The organism is Psychrobacter glacincola, from assembly GCF_965118485.1.
GTDB lineage: Bacteria > Pseudomonadota > Gammaproteobacteria > Pseudomonadales > Moraxellaceae > Psychrobacter > Psychrobacter glacincola_D.
Genome location: NZ_CBCPJH010000013.1, coordinates 39,065 through 61,930, shown reverse-complemented (window position 1 = coordinate 61,930; position 22,866 = coordinate 39,065). Strand labels below are relative to the sequence as shown.

General features: G+C 42.3%; 16 protein-coding genes, 1 tRNA gene and 1 CRISPR repeat array (1 of these 18 running past the window's edge). Of the genes, 2 read left to right on the top strand and 15 right to left on the bottom strand.

Annotated features, from left to right (window positions below; all coding sequences use genetic code 11):
• Positions 1 to 2,760: direct repeats of the CRISPR family, unit length 28 nt; unit sequence TTTCTAAGTCACCTGAGCGGTGATGAAG; it reaches 2,368 nt to the left of the window's first position.
• A 182-nt stretch (positions 2,761 to 2,942) separates the two neighbouring features.
• From cas6f to ACMHKH_RS06795, 11 genes are all read right to left on the bottom strand, one after another.
• Positions 2,943 to 3,560 carry a type I-F CRISPR-associated endoribonuclease Cas6/Csy4 gene (cas6f, locus tag ACMHKH_RS06845; RefSeq protein WP_413519890.1) on the bottom strand — a complete coding sequence of 206 codons (618 nt, stop codon included), beginning with the start codon at positions 3,558 to 3,560 and terminating at the stop codon, positions 2,943 to 2,945.
• 3 nt (positions 3,561 to 3,563) lie between these two features.
• A complete protein-coding gene (gene csy3, locus ACMHKH_RS06840; RefSeq protein ID WP_413519889.1) occupies positions 3,564 to 4,589 on the bottom strand; it encodes a type I-F CRISPR-associated protein Csy3 in 1,026 nt (341 codons plus the stop codon).
• 74 nt (positions 4,590 to 4,663) lie between these two features.
• Positions 4,664 to 5,635 carry a type I-F CRISPR-associated protein Csy2 gene (gene csy2, locus ACMHKH_RS06835; protein ID WP_413519888.1) on the bottom strand — a complete coding sequence of 324 codons (972 nt, stop codon included), beginning with the start codon at positions 5,633 to 5,635 and terminating at the stop codon, positions 4,664 to 4,666.
• Positions 5,632 to 7,011, bottom strand: coding sequence for a type I-F CRISPR-associated protein Csy1 (gene csy1, locus ACMHKH_RS06830; RefSeq protein ID WP_413519887.1), 1,380 nt, complete (start codon positions 7,009 to 7,011; stop codon positions 5,632 to 5,634). The genes csy2 and csy1 overlap by 4 nt, the downstream gene beginning before the upstream one ends.
• A 96-nt stretch (positions 7,012 to 7,107) precedes the next feature.
• Complete coding sequence (locus tag ACMHKH_RS06825; RefSeq protein WP_413519886.1) at positions 7,108 to 7,341, bottom strand: DUF2188 domain-containing protein; 234 nt, start codon at positions 7,339 to 7,341, stop codon at positions 7,108 to 7,110.
• A gap of 274 nt (positions 7,342 to 7,615) precedes the next feature.
• Positions 7,616 to 11,119: a type I-F CRISPR-associated helicase Cas3f gene (cas3f, locus tag ACMHKH_RS06820; RefSeq protein ID WP_413519885.1), complete on the bottom strand. Its 3,504-nt coding sequence runs from the start codon at positions 11,117 to 11,119 to the stop codon at positions 7,616 to 7,618.
• Positions 11,120 to 11,122: 3 nt separating this feature from the next.
• A complete protein-coding gene (cas1f, locus tag ACMHKH_RS06815; RefSeq protein WP_413519884.1) occupies positions 11,123 to 12,118 on the bottom strand; it encodes a type I-F CRISPR-associated endonuclease Cas1f in 996 nt (331 codons plus the stop codon).
• A 192-nt stretch (positions 12,119 to 12,310) separates the two neighbouring features.
• Positions 12,311 to 12,628 carry a hypothetical protein gene (locus tag ACMHKH_RS06810; protein WP_413519883.1) on the bottom strand — a complete coding sequence of 106 codons (318 nt, stop codon included), beginning with the start codon at positions 12,626 to 12,628 and terminating at the stop codon, positions 12,311 to 12,313.
• Between the two features lie 10 nt (positions 12,629 to 12,638).
• Positions 12,639 to 12,929, bottom strand: a complete 291-nt coding sequence (locus ACMHKH_RS06805) for a hypothetical protein (RefSeq protein WP_413519882.1) — start codon at positions 12,927 to 12,929, stop codon at positions 12,639 to 12,641.
• On the bottom strand, positions 12,926 to 14,128 hold the full coding sequence (locus ACMHKH_RS06800) for an Arm DNA-binding domain-containing protein (protein WP_413519881.1): 1,203 nt from the start codon (positions 14,126 to 14,128) through the stop codon (positions 12,926 to 12,928). The genes ACMHKH_RS06805 and ACMHKH_RS06800 overlap by 4 nt, the downstream gene beginning before the upstream one ends.
• 11 nt (positions 14,129 to 14,139) lie before the next feature.
• A complete protein-coding gene (locus tag ACMHKH_RS06795; RefSeq protein ID WP_058025596.1) occupies positions 14,140 to 14,355 on the bottom strand; it encodes a hypothetical protein in 216 nt (71 codons plus the stop codon).
• Between the two features lie 129 nt (positions 14,356 to 14,484).
• Between ACMHKH_RS06795 and ACMHKH_RS06790 the strand changes: the two genes are divergently transcribed.
• Entirely contained in the window at positions 14,485 to 14,706 is a 222-nt protein-coding gene (locus ACMHKH_RS06790; protein ID WP_413519880.1) for a helix-turn-helix domain-containing protein, read from the top strand.
• 245 nt (positions 14,707 to 14,951) lie between these two features.
• On the opposite strand, the gene ACMHKH_RS06785 is transcribed toward ACMHKH_RS06790, so the two are convergent.
• A tRNA-Val gene (locus ACMHKH_RS06785) sits at positions 14,952 to 15,028 on the bottom strand.
• Positions 15,029 to 15,333: 305 nt separating this feature from the next.
• Here ACMHKH_RS06785 and ACMHKH_RS06780 point away from each other — a divergent pair.
• A complete protein-coding gene (locus tag ACMHKH_RS06780; protein WP_413519879.1) occupies positions 15,334 to 16,311 on the top strand; it encodes a glutathione S-transferase family protein in 978 nt (325 codons plus the stop codon).
• 142 nt (positions 16,312 to 16,453) lie between these two features.
• Here the strand turns inward: ACMHKH_RS06780 and hemB are convergent, their stop codons facing one another.
• The 3 genes from hemB to ACMHKH_RS06765 form a co-directional block, all read right to left on the bottom strand.
• A complete protein-coding gene (gene hemB / locus ACMHKH_RS06775) occupies positions 16,454 to 17,461 on the bottom strand; it encodes a porphobilinogen synthase (protein WP_413519878.1) in 1,008 nt (335 codons plus the stop codon).
• Between the two features lie 290 nt (positions 17,462 to 17,751).
• Positions 17,752 to 19,539 carry an efflux transporter outer membrane subunit gene (locus ACMHKH_RS06770; RefSeq protein ID WP_413519877.1) on the bottom strand — a complete coding sequence of 596 codons (1,788 nt, stop codon included), beginning with the start codon at positions 19,537 to 19,539 and terminating at the stop codon, positions 17,752 to 17,754.
• Positions 19,536 to 22,838 (bottom strand): efflux RND transporter permease subunit, encoded by a 3,303-nt coding sequence (locus tag ACMHKH_RS06765; RefSeq protein ID WP_413519876.1) that lies wholly within the window; start codon positions 22,836 to 22,838, stop codon positions 19,536 to 19,538. Before ACMHKH_RS06765 ends, ACMHKH_RS06770 begins: the two co-directional genes overlap by 4 nt.
• Positions 22,839 to 22,866: the final 28 nt, after the last annotated feature.

The window sequence follows — 22,866 nt, the reverse complement described above, 5'->3', positions numbered from 1 at the left end:
TGATTAATGCGGATAATGTGCCAGCCTCAATATTTCTAAGTCACCTGAGCGGTGATGAAGACTGAGCGCGGTCATGTTATCGAGCCTATAGCTTTCTAAGTCACCTGAGCGGTGATGAAGCGACCATCTAGAGTGAGGTTTCAGAAGCTATGTTTCTAAGTCACCTGAGCGGTGATGAAGTGTTTGCCCATCGGTCGGGAAACTATCGCAAGTTTCTAAGTCACCTGAGCGGTGATGAAGTTCTCGGTCTTAACTTGCATTGATAGCTTTTTTTTCTAAGTCACCTGAGCGGTGATGAAGGACTCCATATTGGTTGGCAGCATGTCTTTATTTTTCTAAGTCACCTGAGCGGTGATGAAGCAAATTCAAAAGATGTTAACTGTAGGGTAAAATTTCTAAGTCACCTGAGCGGTGATGAAGATTTAGCATTTTAAGGCGCTCTATTTGCTCAGTTTCTAAGTCACCTGAGCGGTGATGAAGCCAGTACGGTGAATCAACACTGTTTAGAGCATTTTCTAAGTCACCTGAGCGGTGATGAAGATCATGACTAATGATGTGCTGCAACCCTTCATTTTCTAAGTCACCTGAGCGGTGATGAAGTAGATGAAAAGTGGCGGTTTGCTGCGGTAGATTTTCTAAGTCACCTGAGCGGTGATGAAGTGGCTCAAATAGCGGCAATACTTTTATATCAATTTCTAAGTCACCTGAGCGGTGATGAAGATGATCCTAAAGACTATAAAGCACCATTACTATTTCTAAGTCACCTGAGCGGTGATGAAGAAATGACTTATCTAAAAGAAGGCACTGGATCATTTCTAAGTCACCTGAGCGGTGATGAAGCTACAGTGATCCATATAGTGCCACAGGTAGTATTTCTAAGTCACCTGAGCGGTGATGAAGCCTGTAAAAGCTTTAGGTAAGTCTATTCTGTGTTTCTAAGTCACCTGAGCGGTGATGAAGTAGGGTTTTAATTATACAGCAATCTTATATAATTTCTAAGTCACCTGAGCGGTGATGAAGCTATGAATCCTCCTATCTCTCTTTCTCCATAATTTCTAAGTCACCTGAGCGGTGATGAAGTATCACCTTTAATAGGTAGACAGTATTATCATTTTCTAAGTCACCTGAGCGGTGATGAAGTCTATCTATTAATTTTAAAGGTGAATTATACGTTTCTAAGTCACCTGAGCGGTGATGAAGGAGAACCTTTTAGTAGATAATCATACTACTTTTTTCTAAGTCACCTGAGCGGTGATGAAGGAGGTGGTGAATATCAAGGGTCTTGCTCTAAGTTTCTAAGTCACCTGAGCGGTGATGAAGGTAAGGTATCAGATAAGATTATGAGTATTAACTTTCTAAGTCACCTGAGCGGTGATGAAGTAAAATTATTAGTACCTGAATCATCTTGTAAATTTCTAAGTCACCTGAGCGGTGATGAAGTTATTGTCATACCGACTATCAGCCCGACATCATTTCTAAGTCACCTGAGCGGTGATGAAGTAGAAAATGAGATTAACAAAAGCCCTAAAACATTTCTAAGTCACCTGAGCGGTGATGAAGTCACCTCGAAATTCGGCATCGGCTGCAGCACTTTTCTAAGTCACCTGAGCGGTGATGAAGAACGTTTTTACAGATCATCAAGTTGTTTACATTTTCTAAGTCACCTGAGCGGTGATGAAGCAAGCCATTCTAAGCCCTCTTATTTAATTGTATTTCTAAGTCACCTGAGCGGTGATGAAGATTCCCTGCCACGAGACAATATTTCAGCCTGTTTTCTAAGTCACCTGAGCGGTGATGAAGATCGCGTACCGATTGAAGATGTTGCTAATCTTTTTCTAAGTCACCTGAGCGGTGATGAAGTGATTGTTGAAGATGATGTGCAGACTATCGTTTTTCTAAGTCACCTGAGCGGTGATGAAGATAGATAGACTTTAAACCCTCCACGCTGCCTATTTCTAAGTCACCTGAGCGGTGATGAAGCGGCCCAGTCGCTAACGAGTCCTACTATTCATTTTCTAAGTCACCTGAGCGGTGATGAAGACTCTCAGCGTTTAGGAATAACTCTGACGCATTTTCTAAGTCACCTGAGCGGTGATGAAGAAAATCAGTTTAATGCTGAATCAAAGCACACTTTTCTAAGTCACCTGAGCGGTGATGAAGAACCCATCGTCAATCGTTGGTTTTAAGATTGGTTTCTAAGTCACCTGAGCGGTGATGAAGAAATGGCTGCTGTGATGTTTGTTATCCGTGACTTTCTAAGTCACCTGAGCGGTGATGAAGCAATACCGAGGTACTACGATTTGTAGGTCAATTTTCTAAGTCACCTGAGCGGTGATGAAGCAACCAATGCGACTTTAAAGTCTAATACCCTATTTCTAAGTCACCTGAGCGGTGATGAAGAAACCGCCAATCATCGCTTGAGCGCCTAAGAATTTCTAAGTCACCTGAGCGGTGATGAAGCCTAACGTACTCATAAAGCCTCCTTTAACACATTTCTAAGTCACCTGAGCGGTGATGAAGCTCTCTTAGTGATTCAATGTAATCATGTGGCATTTCTAAGTCACCTGAGCGGTGATGAAGGTCCACACGACTTGAAATGCGCCTGTTGCTATTTTCTAAGTCACCTGAGCGGTGATGAAGTGCTCCCTTGCGATACTTTCCGACCGAGAGGTTTTCTAAGTCACCTGAGCGGTGATGAAGGAAGGAATAAGCGACGCCAGCTACTGTATTTATTTCTAAGTCACCTGAGCGGTGATGAAGAGGAACTATACCTCAAAAAAGACAGTTATAACAAGGCGCGAAGGGCAAAATACCCTAATTTACCCTCCAATTTTCATCTTGTCGTAACTGTTTGATTTTATTGTAAGTTTTTAAATAGATTAAAAAAAGGGTTTTTATACCCAATTAAAGGGTAATTCGTCATTACCCTTTAATTTTATCTACTACCACTGCGGCACAGTAACGTTATCGCGCATGCCATTCATACCGTATACATTAAAACTACCAGCTACGTCCTCTTCACTAGGTTGCTGTAAGATTTGTAATGGATAATGGGTTTTATTGCTTTCACTAAACATTCTGATAAAAGGCAGCTTTAATTCAGTTTTGCGTTTTGTAACAATCGCCATTGCCTCGTCATTGCTAATCTCCATTTTTTTGGCTAGAGATTCTACTTGCACCTCTATTGGTTTAAAGCGGTAGCGATGCACACTGACATAGCCAGTCGCCTTACCGCCAACTTCTTTAATACCTTTAACATGTACATAGTCGGTAAGCCGCGATAGCCATTTATCAAGATGTAGAGTTTCTAAATCTTTTTGATTTGGGGCAAAGATACGAAGCTTTAATCCCAGCTTAGATGACTTTTCATTTTTATTATCATAATGATAGTCAGGGAAGCTAACCCCAATGGATTCAATGCCATGATTGTTTTTAATATCAGCTAGCGCAATGTGTAGCTGGGTAAAGAGTTTGCTCCAGATAAAGTAGGGCGCAATATCAGGGTCGGGGATGATCGTAATTTCTTGGAAATGGGTAAGGATTGACGTTGAATCACTCATAGCTTACTCCTTGCCACTGGCACCAAACACACCGCCACGGATAAGTACACCCATCACGTAATGTTGCTGATTAATATCAGGCGCTTCACCTTTTAATACCCAATTATCAAATAGGTTATAAAAGTCCATTTTAGCTTTAGGCTGACGAAACGCTGTACCTAATGTGGTCACCGCGCCATATGGTTCAACCGCGATAGGAAACTCGGCATTAGGATACCAGTCATCGATAGTACGAATAGCATTACTGACCTTTTGCGAGTGCATACCTGCATTATTTTCAGAGCCTTTACGGTCACTGACACGGTAGAGCACTTTACTCTTTTTACTGCCTGTATCAAGGATTAGTTCTTGTGACGGATAGACCTCTTGACCATAACCGATGACGGCATGAGCTTCGATATATAAGATAATAAATTCAGCACCATTTAAACCTGTTTTGATCCAGTCTGCTACTTGTTTGATATTAGTGTCATCACTGTTAAAATCTTTGAGACCATAAGCTTTTGCATCGTCAATAGTAATAGTTTTTCCATTACACTTAACAGTAACGTTGATGCTTTCAGTACCCACACGGTTGCGCCATAACCAACGCGCATTTAGCACATTAATAGCATAGCGCCGTGCCAATTCATCAACACCTTGAGCGTCGATATAATCAGCGACTACTTGCTCTAAAGCTTGTTGATAGTCTTGATCGTTACAGACGTTAGGCTTACCAGTGAAAGGCAGTACTTTCATGCTAAAGCGCGCAACTAAGGTATCGTTGTTCTCATCTAGTGAGGCAGAATCTACCTTTTGTAAATTGGCTTTTTCGGTCTCTGCATCTAGTTTGGCAGGGTCATTGGTAATAGCGTTTTTTAGACGATTGCTTATCGTTCCGCGAACTGACTTTTCTTTGATAACGACAGACGATGGCGAAGCTGCTTTATCAGCTGCTTGGCTATTAGTTTGCCAGAGGTAGGCATCTGATACGTCAAGGTTACGTTCAAAGGCGAGGACGGATGCAGTTTTTAAGGCTGATTTTGACATGAGTTTCTCCATAAGAATAAAAGTTAAATTGAATGTATCGTAAAAGTTAAAGGATTTAGAAAATTAAAATGTGATTAAAAGTCTTGCTGCTGGGTGGCCAAGTACAGAGAATCATCAGCATCATAGTGGTAACGCCAAAAGGCATTGGCAATATCATGCTCACCGCCGATGCGATTTAAACGCTGTGGATAGACCCATTTGCCAAGACTATATATAGCTTCGACATATTGGCTAGGGTATTCAGGATTACGTACGTTTTGCATCACACCTGCATCATAACGATCAGAAATTCCTTGATACCCTATGGGCATAGGCACAAGCCAACCGTGACCACTCTTACGCGAAGTCGTCAGCCATTCGGTATCGCCATTTTTTTGAGTTTCTGGTATATGGTGTAGCGCGCAAACGTCTATTAAGGCATCTAAAGGCGTCGCATCTGAATTATCCTTTTGCACATCATTAATAATTTGCGCAAATTCATTTTGTGCATCCATCAATACAAAGGCAGGCAGTAGCTGCGGTATTACCGCACTGATATCGCTACTATCAAAAAACTGTACTGGCTCAAATCGAGCCAATCCGCGCACACTACCACCAGCCATACGTTGTTGTTGAATCCATTGCTTGGTCTTTTGGACAGCGGACTCTTGCTGCTCAGTCGTCAGTTTAGTGTCTGCCAAGACTTCAACTACAAAACTCATGACTAAATGGCATTTGCCTTCTTCAATGATAGACGCAGTTTTGCCATCTTTTCTGATAGGATTACGCGTTTGATTAAAAGTGTAATTATTATAAGAGTTTGGGCGATACATCTGCGGCTGACAGTCATGACAGGCTAGTAATACGCCACCTAACGATACGTTAGATAGTTGCTCATCATCCGCCATCTTGCGCGACATCGCATGAAAGCTACCCAAGAACCCAGTAATAGCTGGAAAGCCATAAGTAAGTGGGCTTGAGATGGTATTTGCCCCGTTAATAGCGACCTTTTTGAACAGCAAATAGCCAATTACTCCGATATCGTTGTCATTATCTATACGGCTCATAAAAACACTCCTTTGCCTGCGCGCTCATAGCGTTTTTGCATATCTTCAATCTCACGCTCCCAGTCCAAATGCTCGGCATCGCCAAAGTCGTTGGCAATGGCTTTAAATTCAGTTTGCATCAAAGTATTGAGCCAACGAGCGAAACTGTGAACAATTTGGTTATGCCAAACATCATCTTGCTCACGCTCATCTTTGAATTCCTCCTCGCCCTCAAGATCAGCGCGTTTTGGATCAAGCCAAAGCTTCTCGTGTCGCTCAAGCTCATAATCTTTTGACCATCCCGCGGGCATATCGGTACGAATGTCTTCTGCTGCTGCAAATATTTGATATAAAACTTCATCAATAGCGCTTTTACGCGCATCTCGGACATCGACGATATTGCGAGTGTCTTTGATAGATTTAAAAACACTTTGAATGGCTTCGCGCGCGTTATATTCCATAGCTGTGCCAAAAATACTATTGGCAAATTTGGATAATTTAAACGAGCGTTCTTGTTTGATAATGGGTGGAAGTGAAGGGAGAAGATAATTACGACCACCTTGTTTACTCATTAACAAGCTAACGTTTTGCGGCTTAGTACCGCCAAGCTGAAGGGTCGCTAAATCATTCAAGGTGATATAAGGCTGTTGATCGGCGGTTTTTTTAAAACGATTATCACGGGCAGCTTTATTGTCCTCAGAAAATTTAAGATGATTGATACGCTGATAGACTTCGTGAGTGAGTACAGAGGGGTAGAGCGGAACAATATTAATATAATCAAGCTCTTCTATGTCCGCGCCTTCGTAGGCGTTGGTCACCCAAAGCGTTTGTTTATTACGTTCATGGGTGACAGGGTTTGTAATAAGGTTTTGCAATGCTTCTTTAAAAGTCTGCTGATAGCTATTAGCCAGTATTTTATCGCTGGCAAGTGAGGTAATAAAATCAACATTATCCGCTAAAATAAGGTCACGAATTTTAGTCGTCTCATCTATTTTAAAATCAAAGAAAGCGGCAAGGGGCAGGGCTGCGGCATTACCATTAGCATCGATGTAGCTACTATCTACTGAATGACTACCTACGATAGTTTGCGGTAAATTGTCTGTTGTATCAAAGCTAATATTATCGCCCTTAGCATCAGGATGAACGCCCTTTGATATATGCGTACCGAAGTTTAATTGCTTTGCCATACGAGTAGCCGCATCAGCAATCCAACTTGCAATGCTATATTTCTCTTTGGCTTCTGCTAAAGCTGCTTTTAGTTCAGTAGATTTTTCGTAATCGCTACTCTCAATTGCTTTAGTGAGCTGCTTTTGCTCAGTATCCGTTTTTTTGTCGTATTGACTAATAAGAAATGCTTTGACCGCATCGCTTGTTAGTTCTGGAGGAATATTATTCATTGCTTATGTCCTAGATAGCGATTAGTGATATTGCAAAACGTAGCGTATAGATGCAAAGTATTTATACACTACACCTGCATTCAATAAATAAAAAACTTACCGCTTATCTTTAGGAGGATAAGGGTCATTATCGTGGCTATCAGCATTACTAATTCTGCCATCCTTATTATGAATAACTAATTCAGACTGCTGATTACGACTGATGTCACGTGCATGACCGACTGCATCTGTTTTAAGCTCGTGATGCTTGATGGAGCGCTCTCCACCACTTCTCTTAACGTCCCAACCACCTTCCGAATTGGGCACTACATGATGAGTTTTTCTAGGCATTGTAAACCTCTTTAAATAGATTGAAGTAATTTAAGACAACAGCTAACTGTTACCAACTAAAATCATTTAATCATATCTACAATTAACTTACAACCATGATATAGATACAAAAAAAATTAAAAATATTGCTGTTATAATATTAAGTCACCGCATAGGTGACTTAGAAAATGATATAGATGCAATTAAAAGCAAATTTCACCACCGCACAGGTGGCTTCTATCAAAAGCACGGTTAGCGCCGTGTTTTTTTATGCTGACAATTAATGAGATAAAATCTATCCACGAACAAAACCAAAAAACTCATTAAAAATCCAGCCACTACTATTACTAGACTTGATGCTATCAAGCGAGACTGATGAGTAAGTAATGGCTAATGAGCGCAGACTTTTATCGGAATGTGAAAGTTGCAAATCTTGTAAAATGTCATTCAATGAGACAGTCAACCATGGCTTTATTTGCGCATGTTCAAAGCTAAAAGCTAGCGGTTGAATGGTTTTATTATGCGTACTAGATTTAGCTAAGCCTTTTTCAAAGACGTCCTCGCTATAATAGACATCAAAGCCTGGTGTTGGCTCATCGGTATTTTCGTCATCATTGACCATTCGTGGAATCAACAACCAATCCTCTTGCGGTATTCCTGCTCGAAAGGGGCTAATCTGCTGCAAATGCGTATGGGTACGATTGGCAGTGGCGTTGCTATCCCAATAAGCATTAACATAATTAAGCTTAGGGTTATTTAACAAGTGGCGCATGACGCGATGTTCAAGGTCGCTTAACGTTTCTATGGTTTTGTTTTGAGAAGTTGAAATTCTAGGTCTTGAATCGACTTGTGCTAGCTGATCTTGAGTCATCAATTCATTTAAATCGTAGCTTGGCGGCTTAAATAGCATGGTCTCAAACCCTGGATGCGTGAAGATAGGTCGCTGAGCATTGGGATGTTTAAAGTAGCGGATATTGTATTGCAGTAGTAAGATGTTCGGCTCATTGGCGAGCTTTTCAGGACGATGCCGCCAAACGCGCCCAGCCAACTGAATAATGGAGCGCATGGATGAGGGTTCGACTATCGCCCAATCATAATCATGGTCACGACCAACTTCAGCGACAGGAGTGGCTAGTACCATAAATATATGTTTTTTAGCAGGATAATCGGCAATGGTTTGTTTAATTTCAGAATGATTAAAAATGCTAACTTTATTATCACTACGGTCTAGTATTCTATCGAGCTTATTTTCTAAAGCATTGCGTAATAGTAATAGCTGCTTGGCGTGATAGCACACCACATGCATCATCGTATGCTCTGGTACAGTTATACTGTTAACTTTAAATAACTGCATGGCGATATTGGTAATATTATTGATATTGGCGACGCGCACCAGTCCAATACTTACTTGCGTATTATCACTAGATTTTTTCTTATCAAAACTGGGCTGTACCTCATGATGTTTATCGTGCAAATTGATAGCTGCATCGACTATCGTTTGTGCCAAAGCGCCATAAAACTGTGTAGCCTTATCTTTGGTGTAAGAAGATGAAAAAGGTAATATTTCTGCTTGACGTCTAACAGGTTGCTTGGCTAAATAGCTGGCACGCTTATCACAAAACTGTTTATGGTTATTTTGAAAGTCACTAACATCAGCACATTGCTCAGATATCATTGCTTTAGGTTGCTCATCAAACCAGGCGCAGACTATTTTGGGAGTAGGCTTATTTTGGCTTTGGTTAAACAGCTTGCGTCCTTCCATGTAAGCTTCGAATAATCCTGTTACTAAGTCAGGCGTCAGAGTGGCAGACGACAGCAGCACCCGCGTGCCAAATAGTCCAGCAAGATGCACCAAACGCGAAAGCGCAGGCAAGTCCGCTTCATCAAAATCATCAGGCTCATCAAGTATCAAATCGCTACTCAGTAGACGCAGCATCGGTGCAATGTATTTACCGCCACGTTTGCACTCGCTTGCTTGGATAATATGGTCAACGGTACAAGTCACAATCGGCGCAAATATTAAATCGCGCGCTTTAGGACTGGCAATGACAGTATCGAGATTTAGCGCCTCATAGTCCTGATAATCAATATCGCTATCAACAAACTCATCTAATAAATCCTCGCTAGACTCACTACCAAAGGTCTCTGATTCATTATCAGGCTCGTCGTCTTTTTTATATTCGCTGATAATATCTGTAAACTCTTTGCTTTTGTCATCGTATGCTAGCTCAAACAGCTTTTTATTCGCGCTGCCCCCAACTAATATGGCTAATTGGTCGCCTTTTAACTTCAGGTTTTTACGAAAGCTTAGCCCTGTCTGTAAAGTTAAAATCCGCAGTCCTAATGCAATGGTAAAACGCGCACCTTTTTTAGGGTCAGCTAAAGCATACATAATACGAGCATTACCGATGGTTTTACCTGCGCCTGTTGATGCCATATTTACCCCAAAAAACCCATGCTCACGCGTAGTTTCTTGCAAGCCATAGGTCATCTTAAAAGCTTGGTTTTGCCATTTAAAACGCTCTATGCCAGTCGGCTTAGCTAATGGGTCATGATTACGCAGTGTCGGCATTTCGCTGGCAATGATAGGTAGCGCGCGGCAGAAATGAGCGGTAAAAGCACCTACGCCTAATAAATGCTCCTCTAACGATTGTTTAACCGTTGGCGTGCTAGCGGTACGATCAGTATTTGCTGCTAGATTCTTGAATTGGCTATTGACAGTTATACAACGTTTATCACCTTCTTTTAGACTGGAATAATTGTGATCACCTACCATTAAACATAGCCGCGATAAATGGAGTAAAAACGGATCACTAATAGCTTTCTTATCATTAATTGCTTGTTGACTAATTTGCATTAACGCAGGATCATTGAGTGCTTTTTTGGCCCAGCGTCTGATATTTTTTTGCCATGCTGAACTATTAATCACTAAATGCTCAAATTGCCAAAAGTTTTTTAATTGAGCTTGCGTCATACCTCCGTCTTCAATTGATAGCAAAGATTTTGGATTTCTTACCCAATAATCAGCAGGCTTCAATTTGACATAGAATTGTTGCAGATTTTGCTTATAAATTAGGGTTTCTTTAGGTTGTTGCATACGCTGAATGGCAGTGTGCGAATGAAATACCTTATCAGCTGGCGGCAGACGATGGTGAGTGACAATTAGCCAAGCGACCCATTGTGCTAAAGGCGGCATTGCCTCTATATTGACAGCATCTTGATTAGCCTTAAACAGCAATTTTTCTATATCGTTGTCATCGAGCCATTTATCCAATTGCATTAAACGGTTAAGCCATGCTTCATCAGTAGGACAGTTTTCAATTATCAGCTCGAATAGCTTTAGTGATATCCATTCATGTCTATAAGAGTCACCTTGTTTGCTGCCTTCCTTGAGCTTTTTTTGAAAGCCAATCGTTGATTTGCCAATGTCGTGAAGTAGGGCAGCAAGTGTAGCTATGATTTGAATACTACTAGCATAACTCCATTCGTTTTCCCACTCACTATGCATGATATTTCTTTTGGTGCGGTTCACAGGCACAATGCCCACCTCATTAAACTGACGCTTATTACCCACCACCCAGACCAGCTCAGTCAGCTGGCGGGTTTTATTACGATGACAACTTACCGCTGTTGATTTGGTTGCTGATTTTCTTAGCAATTGCTTAACCGTCGTAAGCCCATCCTCAGTAATAGCCGTCTGCCAAACATTATTACCAATACGATTGGCAAAGGCGTCTAAGATTCTACGAGTACGCTTGAGTGATTTTTTCTCACATTGAGAGACAAAAGTGACAATCATTTTCTACACCTTCCAATCGCTAGTCATAGCAATCTGCTTAACCACTTCAAATTGATAATCCAGCGCTTTATGCTTAGTGAACATATTCAGACACTCTTGACGAAACTCCTGCTCGCTCATGTTTTCGCTAGCACAGATAAAGGCGAGGGGTAGTACCAACGCATCTTTAATAAGGTCGGCAATATCGAACACCAACGCCCCGCGCCTTGTCTTACCATGCATCACCGCAAAGCCATGTGGAATCCCCAGCGTCCACGCGGTGGTTGCGCCAAGGCCGTACGCCAAATAATTACCGTGATTGAGGAAGCCATTGGCTTTATCGATACCCTCATGCTCACGGGTAAAGCCATCATAGCCCGTATTTTTTGCCGCCAGTTTATATAGCTGTTTGGTCAGTCTGGCCTCTAACTGCAATAAATGCATAACCTCTGTTTGTTTATCTATTTGACCAATATTATCATTGAGTAATTTTTGGATTGCCTCATTATTACTATCAAAGCCGTGGCGTTTTAGGTCGCTATCTTTGCTCCATATCGCTTGCAGATAAGCCACGCGCGCTATTTGCAACTGCTTGGCGGCGGCAAGGCGTTTGTTATCATCCCACCACCAGCTCATCCAGCCTTGGATGTATTCTGTCGGACGATATTCACTTTGCGGGGTCATCCACTCGACATAGACTTCACGCTCGGCCGCCATAAATAATGGTGAGCCACCACCACCACTAAAGCCGACTAATACCCCAGCTTGTGACAGAAGACGCATCGCTGCTTGAGTGATCGAAGTACCAGTGCCTAGCAAAATAGAAGTGGTATTAGCGATTGGAATGTTGTAGTACAGATTGGCCTTGTCATCTTCGGTTAGATACAGCACGCGACCATCTTTTTGCATGACGCGGCAATGCGATAAGTAGTAAATATTGGCACGTTTAGAGTGTAGAATGGTTTTTAGGTCAGATGAATCAAAACTATTATCTGTATAGGGGTTAATCGATTTAGCCATAGTAATTCCAGTAAGGTAAAACCATATATAAGATAAGGTTTTACCTTACTGGAATTATGTTTGCAAAACAATGGATAGTATTTTCTCTGCGACAATAGATGTCGTTAAGAGTTTGGAGGTAATAAAAAACCAGACAACTTACGTTATCTGGTAATTATTCGAAAATTCTATAAAGTCATTTATTTGCTTAATTTAATTTTCACGCCACAAGGCATGTTCACATACTTCACAACACCAACTCTCCTTTGAGCGCATAAAAGGAATGTCAGCAGGTGTTTCTAGAGGGCAAACGTAACCACAGTACTCGCATCGCACATCATCTAAATAAGCAAAACATTGACCTATCGTTTCAAACAAAACGTGTAAGCTGATCTCATATTGGCAGCAAAGCGCATTTACATGTTCAATATATCCATCATATCCGTCATTGTTTGAATATGCCCAATAATCTGCACAAACTCTTATATCTCGGGCATTTTGAGTCATACTAGGCTGAAGCTTAACACTCATAGCATTCTCCTTAGTATGCATAGCCATGCTGCGGCAATAGCTCATAAAGCTCACCCTGAAGCTGCTGACACATATCATCAACCATATACCCAATACTCGCGTCCAAACGCTTCTGCACCCATACACGCAATGCCATATGATTATCAAAGCAACTATTAACACTTAAGAACCGTGCCAAACCATCACCTGGTTGAATATAGAGCTCACAAATTATACTATTGGCAATGACATTGGCATCCTCGCTGACGTAACCATTAGGTTTGAACGCCGCATGCAGTTTATCGTAATCAATGAATTTCATTGTGACGTCTCCTTGTCGGTAGGTACTTGAGAAATCTGACTCCGATTGACTAGAGCCTCAAATGCGCTGCCATCTTGGCGGGTCATGTTCGGCACATAGCGACTGTAGGTATTAAACAGCATCTTAGTGGTAGAGTGTCCCATTTGACTGGCTATCCATTCAGGACTCTCACCTGCTGCTAACCAAAGCGTGGCTGCCGTATGCCTTGTCTGATAAGCGTTGCGTGTCTTGAGTCCTAAAAGCCTAAGCGTGGGATGCCATACTTGTTTATTGATATTGTTATAATCAAGCGGCGAACCAGTATGGGCACAAAACACATACTCTGAGCGGTTATAAGTGATGGCTTGCTGATCTTTTAAAGCATCAAAAACCCATGGTGACATTTGAATTGCTCGATAAGACTCTTGCGTCTTAGGGGGAACCATCTTGCCTTTAACGAGTGCCTGCTTAATCACAATCTCACGACGATTAAAGTCAATGTTTTCCCACATCAATCCATCAATCTCACTCGTACGCATACCTGTAAAGAAGCGCACCAGATAATAATTACGATAGTCAGCTCTCACACCATTGATGAATTTCCAGACCTCCTCCAGTGTAAATGGCTGGATATCAGTCTTTGGCTCTTTGAGCGACTTAATGTCATCATAAGGGTTATCAAACTTATAGCGTTTAGCGGCTTCTTTTAGTATCATACCTAAAGGTACCATTATCGAATTGATGCGTGCTGCTGACAGATGTTTGTTAGCTTTTCCGTAAGTCACTTTGGCGAGGGATGAACGGAAGGCTAATACATCTGTCTTTTTTATGAGATGAATGGGTCTAGTCCCAAACTCAGGAAGTAAATACATATCAATAATCTCCTGTATTTTACGTTTGTAGGTATCGCGCCACTCAATTTCTTTTTCAGAAAACCATAATGTTGCGAACTGCTTAAAAGAAGGAATGTTAGTATTAATACATTCCTTACGATCGTTTAATGCAACCATCTCTGCAGCTTTATCACTTTTAGGGAAGTATTGAGCATAATTGAAAATGCCCAATCTGATTTCTGCTTCCATATTCAAAATGATGTTTTCAAGCTTCTTGCGATTTGCTGGGGTGTCTATCAGGTTTGTCGTCTCCCGACAGCGTTTGCCCATGTAATGAAAGTCAACAAACAGCATGTCGCTACCTTTACGTGTTCTTATACTAGCCATCGTAACTCTCCTTATTGTAATGCCATGGCGTTGATGCTACCGGCAACGCCAGTGCGCATATCTTTTTCAATTTCCTCCCAAACATATAAAATCTTACGCCCACCAAAGGGACGTATATAATGAATACCTTCGATAAGTACAGTATCCTTAAGCTCGTTACGGATAGTACGGGGGTTATATTTAATAAGCTCAGAAAGCTCTTGGGTAGTTAGGTAGGTGTGTGACATAATAAGTTCCTTATAGGTCAATTCAATAATTATATTATTCTATCGAACTATTTTGTTGTTTGATAAACTTACTTTACTAGCAAAGGTTATTGTATGCAAGTACTTTTTTAGTCGATAAAGGGTTTTATTATGATTTTATGTAATTTGCCAGTGCTACTGGCTGAGCGCAGAATGAAAGTTGCAGATTTGATAAGAATGACGGGTATCAGTAAATCGACTATGCACAAAATTTATAATGAACAAACTTCAAGAATAGATTTTGAGACCATGGATAAGATTTGTGAAGCATTAGATGTTGGAGTAGGTGATCTGTTCACTTACGTACCCAATGAGTCGCTAGAGGAAAAGTAATAAATTAATTACTTCATAGATTGAGGGAAACTAGAGTAGAGGTCAAAAACGCTATTTTGAAAGATAGTTAAAATTGATAGAAGGCACAACTTAGGCACAATTTAGGCACACAGATTTTTTGATGTAGTTTGGCAACGGCTATAAACAAGAAAATCTTGATGAAGATCAGCTTTGTATTTCCGCTACAGCCTATATTTTACATACAAAAAAAGCCCCAATCGTTAGATTGGGGCTTTCTAAATATTTGGTAGGCATAAGCAGACTCGAACTGCTGACCTCTACCATGTCAAGGTAGCGCTCTAACCAACTGAGCTATACGCCTATTTAGGTTGAGTATTCTATCAAATTTCTACCACTTTGCAAGCTTTTTTTCTAATAAAATTATTTTATTGGCATGATACTGATTATTACACTTTTATATTAAACGGCGTAAATCTTTATTTATGTAGTTATATTAAATAGTCAGTAAAATTAGTTTATATTTTATTGTCAACAGAACCACAAAGGATAATGCTAGGCAATATATAACTGCTATCATAATTCTCAAAATAGAGTGCATATTATGATGATTTCATAGTATGCATGTTCCGTGAAATGATATCAAAACAGAATATTGAGGAGAGTGATATGGGTCTATTGGTCGACGGGCAGTGGCAAGATAAATGGTATGACACGGCATCTAGCGGCGGACGCTTCAAGCGGGAAGACGCAGGATTTAGAAACTGGGTCACCGTAGATGGTAGTGCAGGTCCCTCGGGTCGAGGCGGCTTTAAAGCGGAAGCCAACCGTTATCACTTATATGTCTCTTTGGCGTGTCCATGGGCGAACCGTACGACCATTTTCCGCAAGCTAAAAGGTTTAGAAGACCTAATCTCGATATCTGTAGTACATCCGTTTATGGGTGATAAAGGTTGGACGTTTGCAGGGGGTGCAGGGGTTGTCGCTGATCCTATCGTCGATGCAAATTATCTATATGAAATTTATACCGCAGCAAAGCCTGACTATACGGGACGAGTCACAGTACCGATATTATGGGATAAAAAAACCCATACTATCGTTAGCAATGAATCCTCTGAGATTATTCGCATGTTTAACTCAGCTTTTGATGAAGTGGGTGCAGTGGCAGGTGATTTATTACCGTCACAATCCATCGCAGAAATCGACGATATTAATGCGTTTGTCTATGATGCGGTCAATAACGGTGTCTATAAAGCAGGCTTTGCGACCACACAAGACGCTTATGAAGAAGCAGTCACTATCTTATTTGATGCGTTAGATACGTTAGAGGGGCGACTGGCAGAGCAACGCTATTTAATAGGTGACCAGTTAACTGAGGCGGATTGGCGTTTATTTACCACATTGGTACGTTTTGATGCCGTTTATGTTGGACATTTTAAATGTAATATTCGCCGTATCATTGATTATCCGAATCTTTGGGGCTATCTGTGTGATTTATATCAAGTAGAGGGCGTTAAAGAGACGATAAATATGCAGCATATCAAAGCGCATTATTACACAAGCCACGCCACAATCAATCCTACTGGCGTTATACCTGTTGGTCCTGTTATCGACTTTGATAAGCCACATGGGCGTGCATCTTTATAGAAAGCTGTTTTATAAAGTGCTATTTCATGAAGTGCTGTTTCATGAAGTGCAGTCTGAGTTTTTAGCATAATAAAATAAAAAACCGTATCCATTGCTTTTAGGCAGAGGGTACGGTTTTTTTATAAGCAAAAATAGGCTGAAATTAAGCGTTATTTAGCTGTCTTGCTGCCTCTAATGCAAAATAGGTCAAGATACCATCGGCACCTGCACGGCGGAAGCCAATCAATGATTCTAAAATCACAGCATCTGTTAGCCAGCCGTTCTGAATCGCCGCCATATGCATCGCATATTCACCAGAGACTTGATAAGCAAACGTTGGTACGCCAAAGGTATTTTTGACTTCACGAATCAAATCTAAGTACGGTTGACCGGGCTTAATCATCACCATGTCCGCGCCTTCATTAATGTCCATGGCGACTTCATGCAGCGCTTCAGCACGATTACCAAAGTCCATCTGGTACTGTTTTTTGTGCCCACCTTTTAAGTTACCGGCACTACCGACCGCATCACGGAAAGGACCATAGTAAGCAGAGGCGTATTTTGCTGAGTAGGCCATGATAGCGGTATTCACAAACCCTTCGGCTTCAAAAGCATCACGCATGGCTTTGATACGACCATCCATCATATCACTAGGGGAGATGATGTCAGCACCAGCGCGAGCGTGTACCAACGCTTGCTTGACCAATACCTCGACCGTTGCATCGTTAACGACGTAGCCTGAGTCATCGAGCAAGCCATCTTGACCATGTGAGGTATAAGGATCTAACGCCACATCGGTCATCACAACCATTTCTGGCAGCGCATCTTTTACCGCAGCTACAGCGCGGGCACTTAAGCCATTGGCATCATAAGCGGCTTTACCATCAGGCGTTTTTAGGGAATTATCGATAACAGGGAAGATGTCGATAGTCGTGACACCCTCTGCTAGTAAATCTTTGGCATGCTGAATAAGCAAATCAATCGATAAGCGATCAACGCCCGGCATACTAGCGATTTGCTGACGCTCATTAGTGCCTTCTAAGACAAAAACGGGTGCAATAAAATGCTTAGGATGTAGCTCAACTTCACGAATCATCGCGCGTACATTGTCGTTATAACGCAGACGACGCAAGCGAGTTTCAGGAAATTGGCGGTTAAAGGTATAAGTCATGATGTTTCCTTATTTTAGTTTTAATGGAAGCTTTTATTTGAACGGCTTAATTAAATCTGCTGTTTTAAACTCTTTAGTGCTTTATAGGACAATGAGTGGTAAAAGTTCATTTAGTATCATGCCAATACTATAACCAATAGTCGCTTATGAAAGCAAAAAGCCCCACCGACTTACTGTAATGAGTCGGTAGGGCTTTTTGTACTTATCGACTATCCACGTGGTACCTATGCTTCATGAGATTATAAGTACTTCACAAGATTATAGATGCTTAAAATTTAATACTTGCTGGCTTACGGCTCAATAATCTGTGTGACGGGCACTTGCTCGACACTGTTCTCTTTAAACGTAGTCTCTTCAGTGATTACACCGATAGCGGCATCAGTCTTGCCATCGTTATTAATATCGACGACAGCCGTTGGCTTAAAGGTAGATTTTTCTACTGGCTGTGCCTGTTTAATGGCGAGGGCTTCTTGAGCAGAGACCACACGCGCAGAACTTGCCGCATCGATAGCCTGAACCGCTTTTGCCTTGTTACTATTGGTAGCTGCATTGACCACTTGTACCAGATTTCTATGTTGTGGTACAGGGATCACGGTTGGTACATCTAGATTGGCGCCGCCACCTAATACTTGATATAGCTCAACTTGACTGATAATTTTTTGCAGCTCTAAATCTAAAATGCCTTGCTGAGTAGAAAACAGCGAACGCTGCGCATCAAGAACGTCTAGATAGTTTGAGATACCCGCTTTAAAACGTGCATCCGCAATTTGGAAAGTCTGTTCAAAGTTATCCTGCAGACGATATTGCGCTTCTAACTGCTCGCCTAAGGTAGCTCGCGTAGCTAGTACATCCGACACTTCACGGAAAGCAGTCTGAATAGAGCGCTCATAGCCTGCTAGCGTTTGTTTACGCTCGATTTGTGCCACATCATAATTAGCATCTAAGCGACCAGCATCAAAGATAGGCACACTAATGCTTGGACCAAATGACCAACCAACAGCACCACTCTTGAATAAATCATTTAAGCTGCCACTACTCACGCCAACACTACTCGCTAGGCTAATAGACGGATAGTAAGCCGCGCGTGCAACTTCAATATTCGCGCCAGCGGCTTTTAAGTTGTATTCAGCTTGTAGGACATCAGGGCGATAGCGTAGCAACTCACTGGGTAGACCGGCACTAAATACTTGCTGGCTTGTGATATTGCTGATGGCAGGTGTTGGAATCAGATTGGTTGGAATCGGTCCACCAACCAAAAACTGCAGCGCATTACGTGATTTCAAGATACTACTTTGAGCACGTAACACCGCCAATCTAGCACTTTCAAGTGAGGCGCTAGATTGTAGTGATGGCAGCTTAGGGTCAATACCAGCTTCAAAGCGTTTATCAGCGATAAACAGTGACTTCTCACGGCTCTCGACGGTTGCCTCTGCCAATTTCAGCTGCGCTAAGCTATAGCTTAGATTGGCATAGCTTTGAGCAATATTACTAATGAGGCTGATTTGGGTCGCATCTTTTGCTGCTGTGGTCGCTAAAAAGTTCTGCAACGCTTGATCTTTTAAGCTGCTAATTTTACCCCAAAAGTCGAGCTCATAATTGGCAAGACCCAAGTTCACACTATAGCTATCGCCTGTTTGACTGGCTCTACGCTGACGAGAATAGCCAGCATTACCGTCAATGCGTGGTAAATCATTGATGTCAGTAATTTGATACTGGGCACGGGCTTTTTCAATCGCTAAGCGCGCACTTTCAAAGTCTTTATTGTTCTCTAAACCTAGAGCAATCAGACCTTTTAAGCGCTCATCGCTATAGAAATTCTGCCAGCGCTGGGCGGCGACACTGGCTTGCTCAGCGCTACTAATAGTTTCTTTATCAAACGCACCATAGGTTTGTTCGATAGGAATGTTAGGTACGGCAAGCACAGGACGGGTATCGGCCTTTGGAATGGTATTACAAGCCGCCATGCTCATCGCTAAGGCTGTTAGACCTATTAAACGACCGCTATTTTGGCGAACGCGGGCAGTCAAAGAGACTGCCTTAGTTACTGAGTTGGGGGTAACAGAATAACTTAAACTCATTGTGTATTATCTCCAAAGCTTGCAGGCTGAGCGCTCTTAGAGAGCGTCATATTTTGCATATCATCATCAACGTGTATGATCGGTGGCTCATTATACTCTGTTGGTCCAGCAGGACTGTCTGGATTATCAGGGTTAGAGCTGTTAGGCGTATTGCCACCGTCATTTGGCTTGTTGTTCTCGTACTTGTGCGGGAACATACTACGTACCCAGATGTAGAACATCGGGATAAAGAAGATGCCTAGTAATGTCGCAGTGACAACACCACCAACCACACTGGTACCAATGGCGTTCTGACTACCAGAACCGGCACCTGTCGCGATGAATAATGGCACAACACCAAGACCAAAGGCAAGCGAGGTCATAATAATAGGACGCAAACGCTGACGTGCGGCGGTCATGACGGCCTCTTTTAGGGTATAGCCTTCCTGTTGATGGTCCCTCGCAAATTCGATAATCAAGATGGCGTTTTTGGCGGATAGCCCAACCACCGTAAGTAGACCAACTTGCAAGTAAACATCATTGGATAAACCACGTAGCCAAGTAAATATCACGGCACCGAGTACACCGAGCGGAATCACTAACAGTACTGAAAATGGAATTGACCAGCTTTCATACAAGGCAGCAAGACATAAGAATACCACTAGAATTGAGATAGCATATAGCATTGGCGCTTGAGCACCTGACTTTTTCTCTTCTAATGACAAACCTGTCCACTCGTAACTGATACCTTCTGGGAGCTGTTCAACCATCGATTCCATGGCATCCATCGCCTCACCAGTACTGAGACCAGGAGCAGCACTACCTTGAATATTCATCGACGCTAGACTGTTATAGCGCGTGAGACCTGGTGAACCAGTTTCCCATTTACTACTAGAGAAAGCATCAAATGAAATCATCTGGTTGCTGTCATTACGCACATACCATTTACCGATATCATCAGGATTGGTACGGCTACTTGGCTCACCTTGTACAAATACGCGCTTAACACGACCACGGTCAACGAAGTCATTGATATAACTTGAACCCCATGCGGTTGATATTACGCTATTGATATTTGCCATCGACAAACCATAAGCGGCGGCTTGTTCTTGGTTGATATCAATTTTAAGCTGCGGCGCATCTTCTTGTCCGTTTGGACGCACACCGGCTACTTTATCGTTTTGAGCGGCCATGCCAAGTAGCATATTGCGCGCTTCTAACAGACCCTCGTGCCCGACGCTACCTGAATCTTGCAGCATCAAGTCAAAACCACTTGAGTTACCAAGACCACTAATCGCTGGTGGAATGATATTAAATACGGTCGCTTCGTTAATTTGAGTAAAGAAATAACCTTGTGCACGATCAGAGACTGCTCGAGCGGTATTTTCTTCACCTTTACGATCTGCCCAGTCATTTAATTTGACGAAGGCAATACCGACGTTTTGTCCTTGTCCAACAAAACTAAAACCGGCGATGGTAAACGCTGAAGCCACGTTATCTGGCTCTTGACCACTATAATAAGCGCTCACTTTATCGAGTACTGCTTGTGTTTCATTTAACGTCGAACCAGCAGGCAGCTGTACAGCGGTAAACATAATACCCTGATCTTCTTCTGGTAAGAATGAACCCGGAATACGTAAGAACACCACTGCCATAATACCGATAATCGCCGCATAGATAATCAGGTATACCCATTTAAGGCGGAAGCTTTTACCGACGAAGTTTTCATAAGAGCGACTGGTTTTGGTGAAAGAGCGGTTAAACCAACCAAAGAAGCCTTTTTGATCTTCACTATTGCCTTTTTCATGGCTTTTACTACGTTTTAGTAGTGTCACACATAGGGCAGGGGTAAAGATAAGCGCGACTAGCGCTGATAGCACCATACTGGTAATCAAAGTAATAGCAAACTGACGATAAATAACCCCAGTTGAGCCACCGAAGAACGCCATCGGTACGAATACCGCTGATAAGATAAGCGCGATACCAACAACGATTTTACTAATCTCTTTCATCGACTGTATGGTAGCGTCTTTGATAGAGATATTTTGATCTTCTTCCAATAGCCGCTCGACGTTCTCTACCACGACAATCGCATCATCGACCAGTAGACCAATGGAGAGTACCATCGCAAACATAGTCAGTACGTTGATACTGAACCCTGCGATATACAGTACTGCAAACGTGCCTAATAGTACGACAGGTACAGCAAGGGTTGGGATAATAGTCGCGCGCCAGTTCTGTAGGAACAAGAACATGACGATAAATACTAGTACAATCGCTTCAATTAGCGTTTTGACGACTTGTTCAATAGACAAGCGGACAAATGGAGTGGTGTCATAAGGAATGACAGACTTTAGACCAGCAGGGAAGCTTGCTTCTAGCTCGGCGACGCGATCACCGACCAATTCGCGAGTTTCAAGGGCGTTCGCACCACTTGCTAGTGAGACGGCAAGACCCGCTGCCTCTTTACCGTTAAACAAGGCAATCGTACTATAGCTTTCACTACCGATTTCAACCTTTGCAACATCGCCCAAGCGCACTTGCGCGCCTGAGGTATCGGTTTTTAGTAGAATATTTTTGAACTCGTCAGGCGTTTTTAGATAGCTTTGGACAGTGACGGTCGCGTTAATAACTTGTTCGTCGACATCAGCAGGTGCCTGACCTAATTGACCGGCAGATACTTGCGCATTTTGCGCTCGTACCGCATTGACCACATCAGATGGTACCAAGCTATAACCACGTAAGCGTTCAGGATCAAGCCAAATACGCATGGCATAAGAGGCACCGAACGCTTGGACTTGACCAACACCTTCGACACGGCTGAGCTGATCGACGACATTAGAGTTGATATAATCGCCGATGTCAGCCGGATCCATGCTGCCGTCTTCTGAGACAAAGCCAAATACGGCTAAGAACCCTTCAGAGGCTTTGTTGACGTTGACGCCTTGACGCTGTACTTGCTCAGGCAGTGAGCTCATAGCAGCCTGTAATTTGTTCTGTACCTGAACCTGTGCGGTATCAGAATCGGTACCGTTTTCAAAGAACAGCTGTACAGAAGCACTACCGTTTGAAGAACTTGATGACTTCATATACATCAAGCCATCAAGCCCTTTCATGCGCTGCTCAATAATCTGTACAACTGAGTTTTCAACGGTTTCAGCGTTCGCACCAGGGTAGCTGGCACTAACGGTGACGGTCGGCGGCGCAATAGCCGGATACTGCTCAATCGGCAAGTTGATAACCGATATTATCCCGATGAGCATGACTAAAATAGCCATCACCCATGCAAAAATAGGGCGATCAATAAAAAAACGTGACATAGTAAATCCCTAAGTCTTCCTAGCTTTG

Excerpts from the sequence above, each read along its gene's own strand:
- ACMHKH_RS06780 (WP_413519879.1), top strand. The coding sequence starts at position 15,334 with ATGGGTCTATTGGTCGACGGGCAGTGGCAAGATAAATGGTATGACACG.
- ACMHKH_RS06765 (WP_413519876.1), bottom strand. The coding sequence starts at position 22,838 with ATGTCACGTTTTTTTATTGATCGCCCTATTTTTGCATGGGTGATGGCT.
- ACMHKH_RS06825 (WP_413519886.1), bottom strand. The coding sequence starts at position 7,341 with ATGCCTAGAAAAACTCATCATGTAGTGCCCAATTCGGAAGGTGGTTGG.
- ACMHKH_RS06790 (WP_413519880.1), top strand. The coding sequence starts at position 14,485 with ATGATTTTATGTAATTTGCCAGTGCTACTGGCTGAGCGCAGAATGAAA.
- csy1 (WP_413519887.1), bottom strand. The coding sequence starts at position 7,011 with ATGAATAATATTCCTCCAGAACTAACAAGCGATGCGGTCAAAGCATTT.
- cas6f (WP_413519890.1), bottom strand. The coding sequence starts at position 3,560 with ATGAGTGATTCAACGTCAATCCTTACCCATTTCCAAGAAATTACGATC.
- csy2 (WP_413519888.1), bottom strand. The coding sequence starts at position 5,635 with ATGAGCCGTATAGATAATGACAACGATATCGGAGTAATTGGCTATTTG.
- ACMHKH_RS06770 (WP_413519877.1), bottom strand. The coding sequence starts at position 19,539 with ATGAGTTTAAGTTATTCTGTTACCCCCAACTCAGTAACTAAGGCAGTC.
- ACMHKH_RS06795 (WP_058025596.1), bottom strand. The coding sequence starts at position 14,355 with ATGTCACACACCTACCTAACTACCCAAGAGCTTTCTGAGCTTATTAAA.
- ACMHKH_RS06810 (WP_413519883.1), bottom strand. The coding sequence starts at position 12,628 with ATGAGTGTTAAGCTTCAGCCTAGTATGACTCAAAATGCCCGAGATATA.
- cas3f (WP_413519885.1), bottom strand. The coding sequence starts at position 11,119 with ATGATTGTCACTTTTGTCTCTCAATGTGAGAAAAAATCACTCAAGCGT.
- ACMHKH_RS06800 (WP_413519881.1), bottom strand. The coding sequence starts at position 14,128 with ATGGCTAGTATAAGAACACGTAAAGGTAGCGACATGCTGTTTGTTGAC.
- hemB (WP_413519878.1), bottom strand. The coding sequence starts at position 17,461 with ATGACTTATACCTTTAACCGCCAATTTCCTGAAACTCGCTTGCGTCGT.
- csy3 (WP_413519889.1), bottom strand. The coding sequence starts at position 4,589 with ATGTCAAAATCAGCCTTAAAAACTGCATCCGTCCTCGCCTTTGAACGT.
- cas1f (WP_413519884.1), bottom strand. The coding sequence starts at position 12,118 with ATGGCTAAATCGATTAACCCCTATACAGATAATAGTTTTGATTCATCT.
- ACMHKH_RS06805 (WP_413519882.1), bottom strand. The coding sequence starts at position 12,929 with ATGAAATTCATTGATTACGATAAACTGCATGCGGCGTTCAAACCTAAT.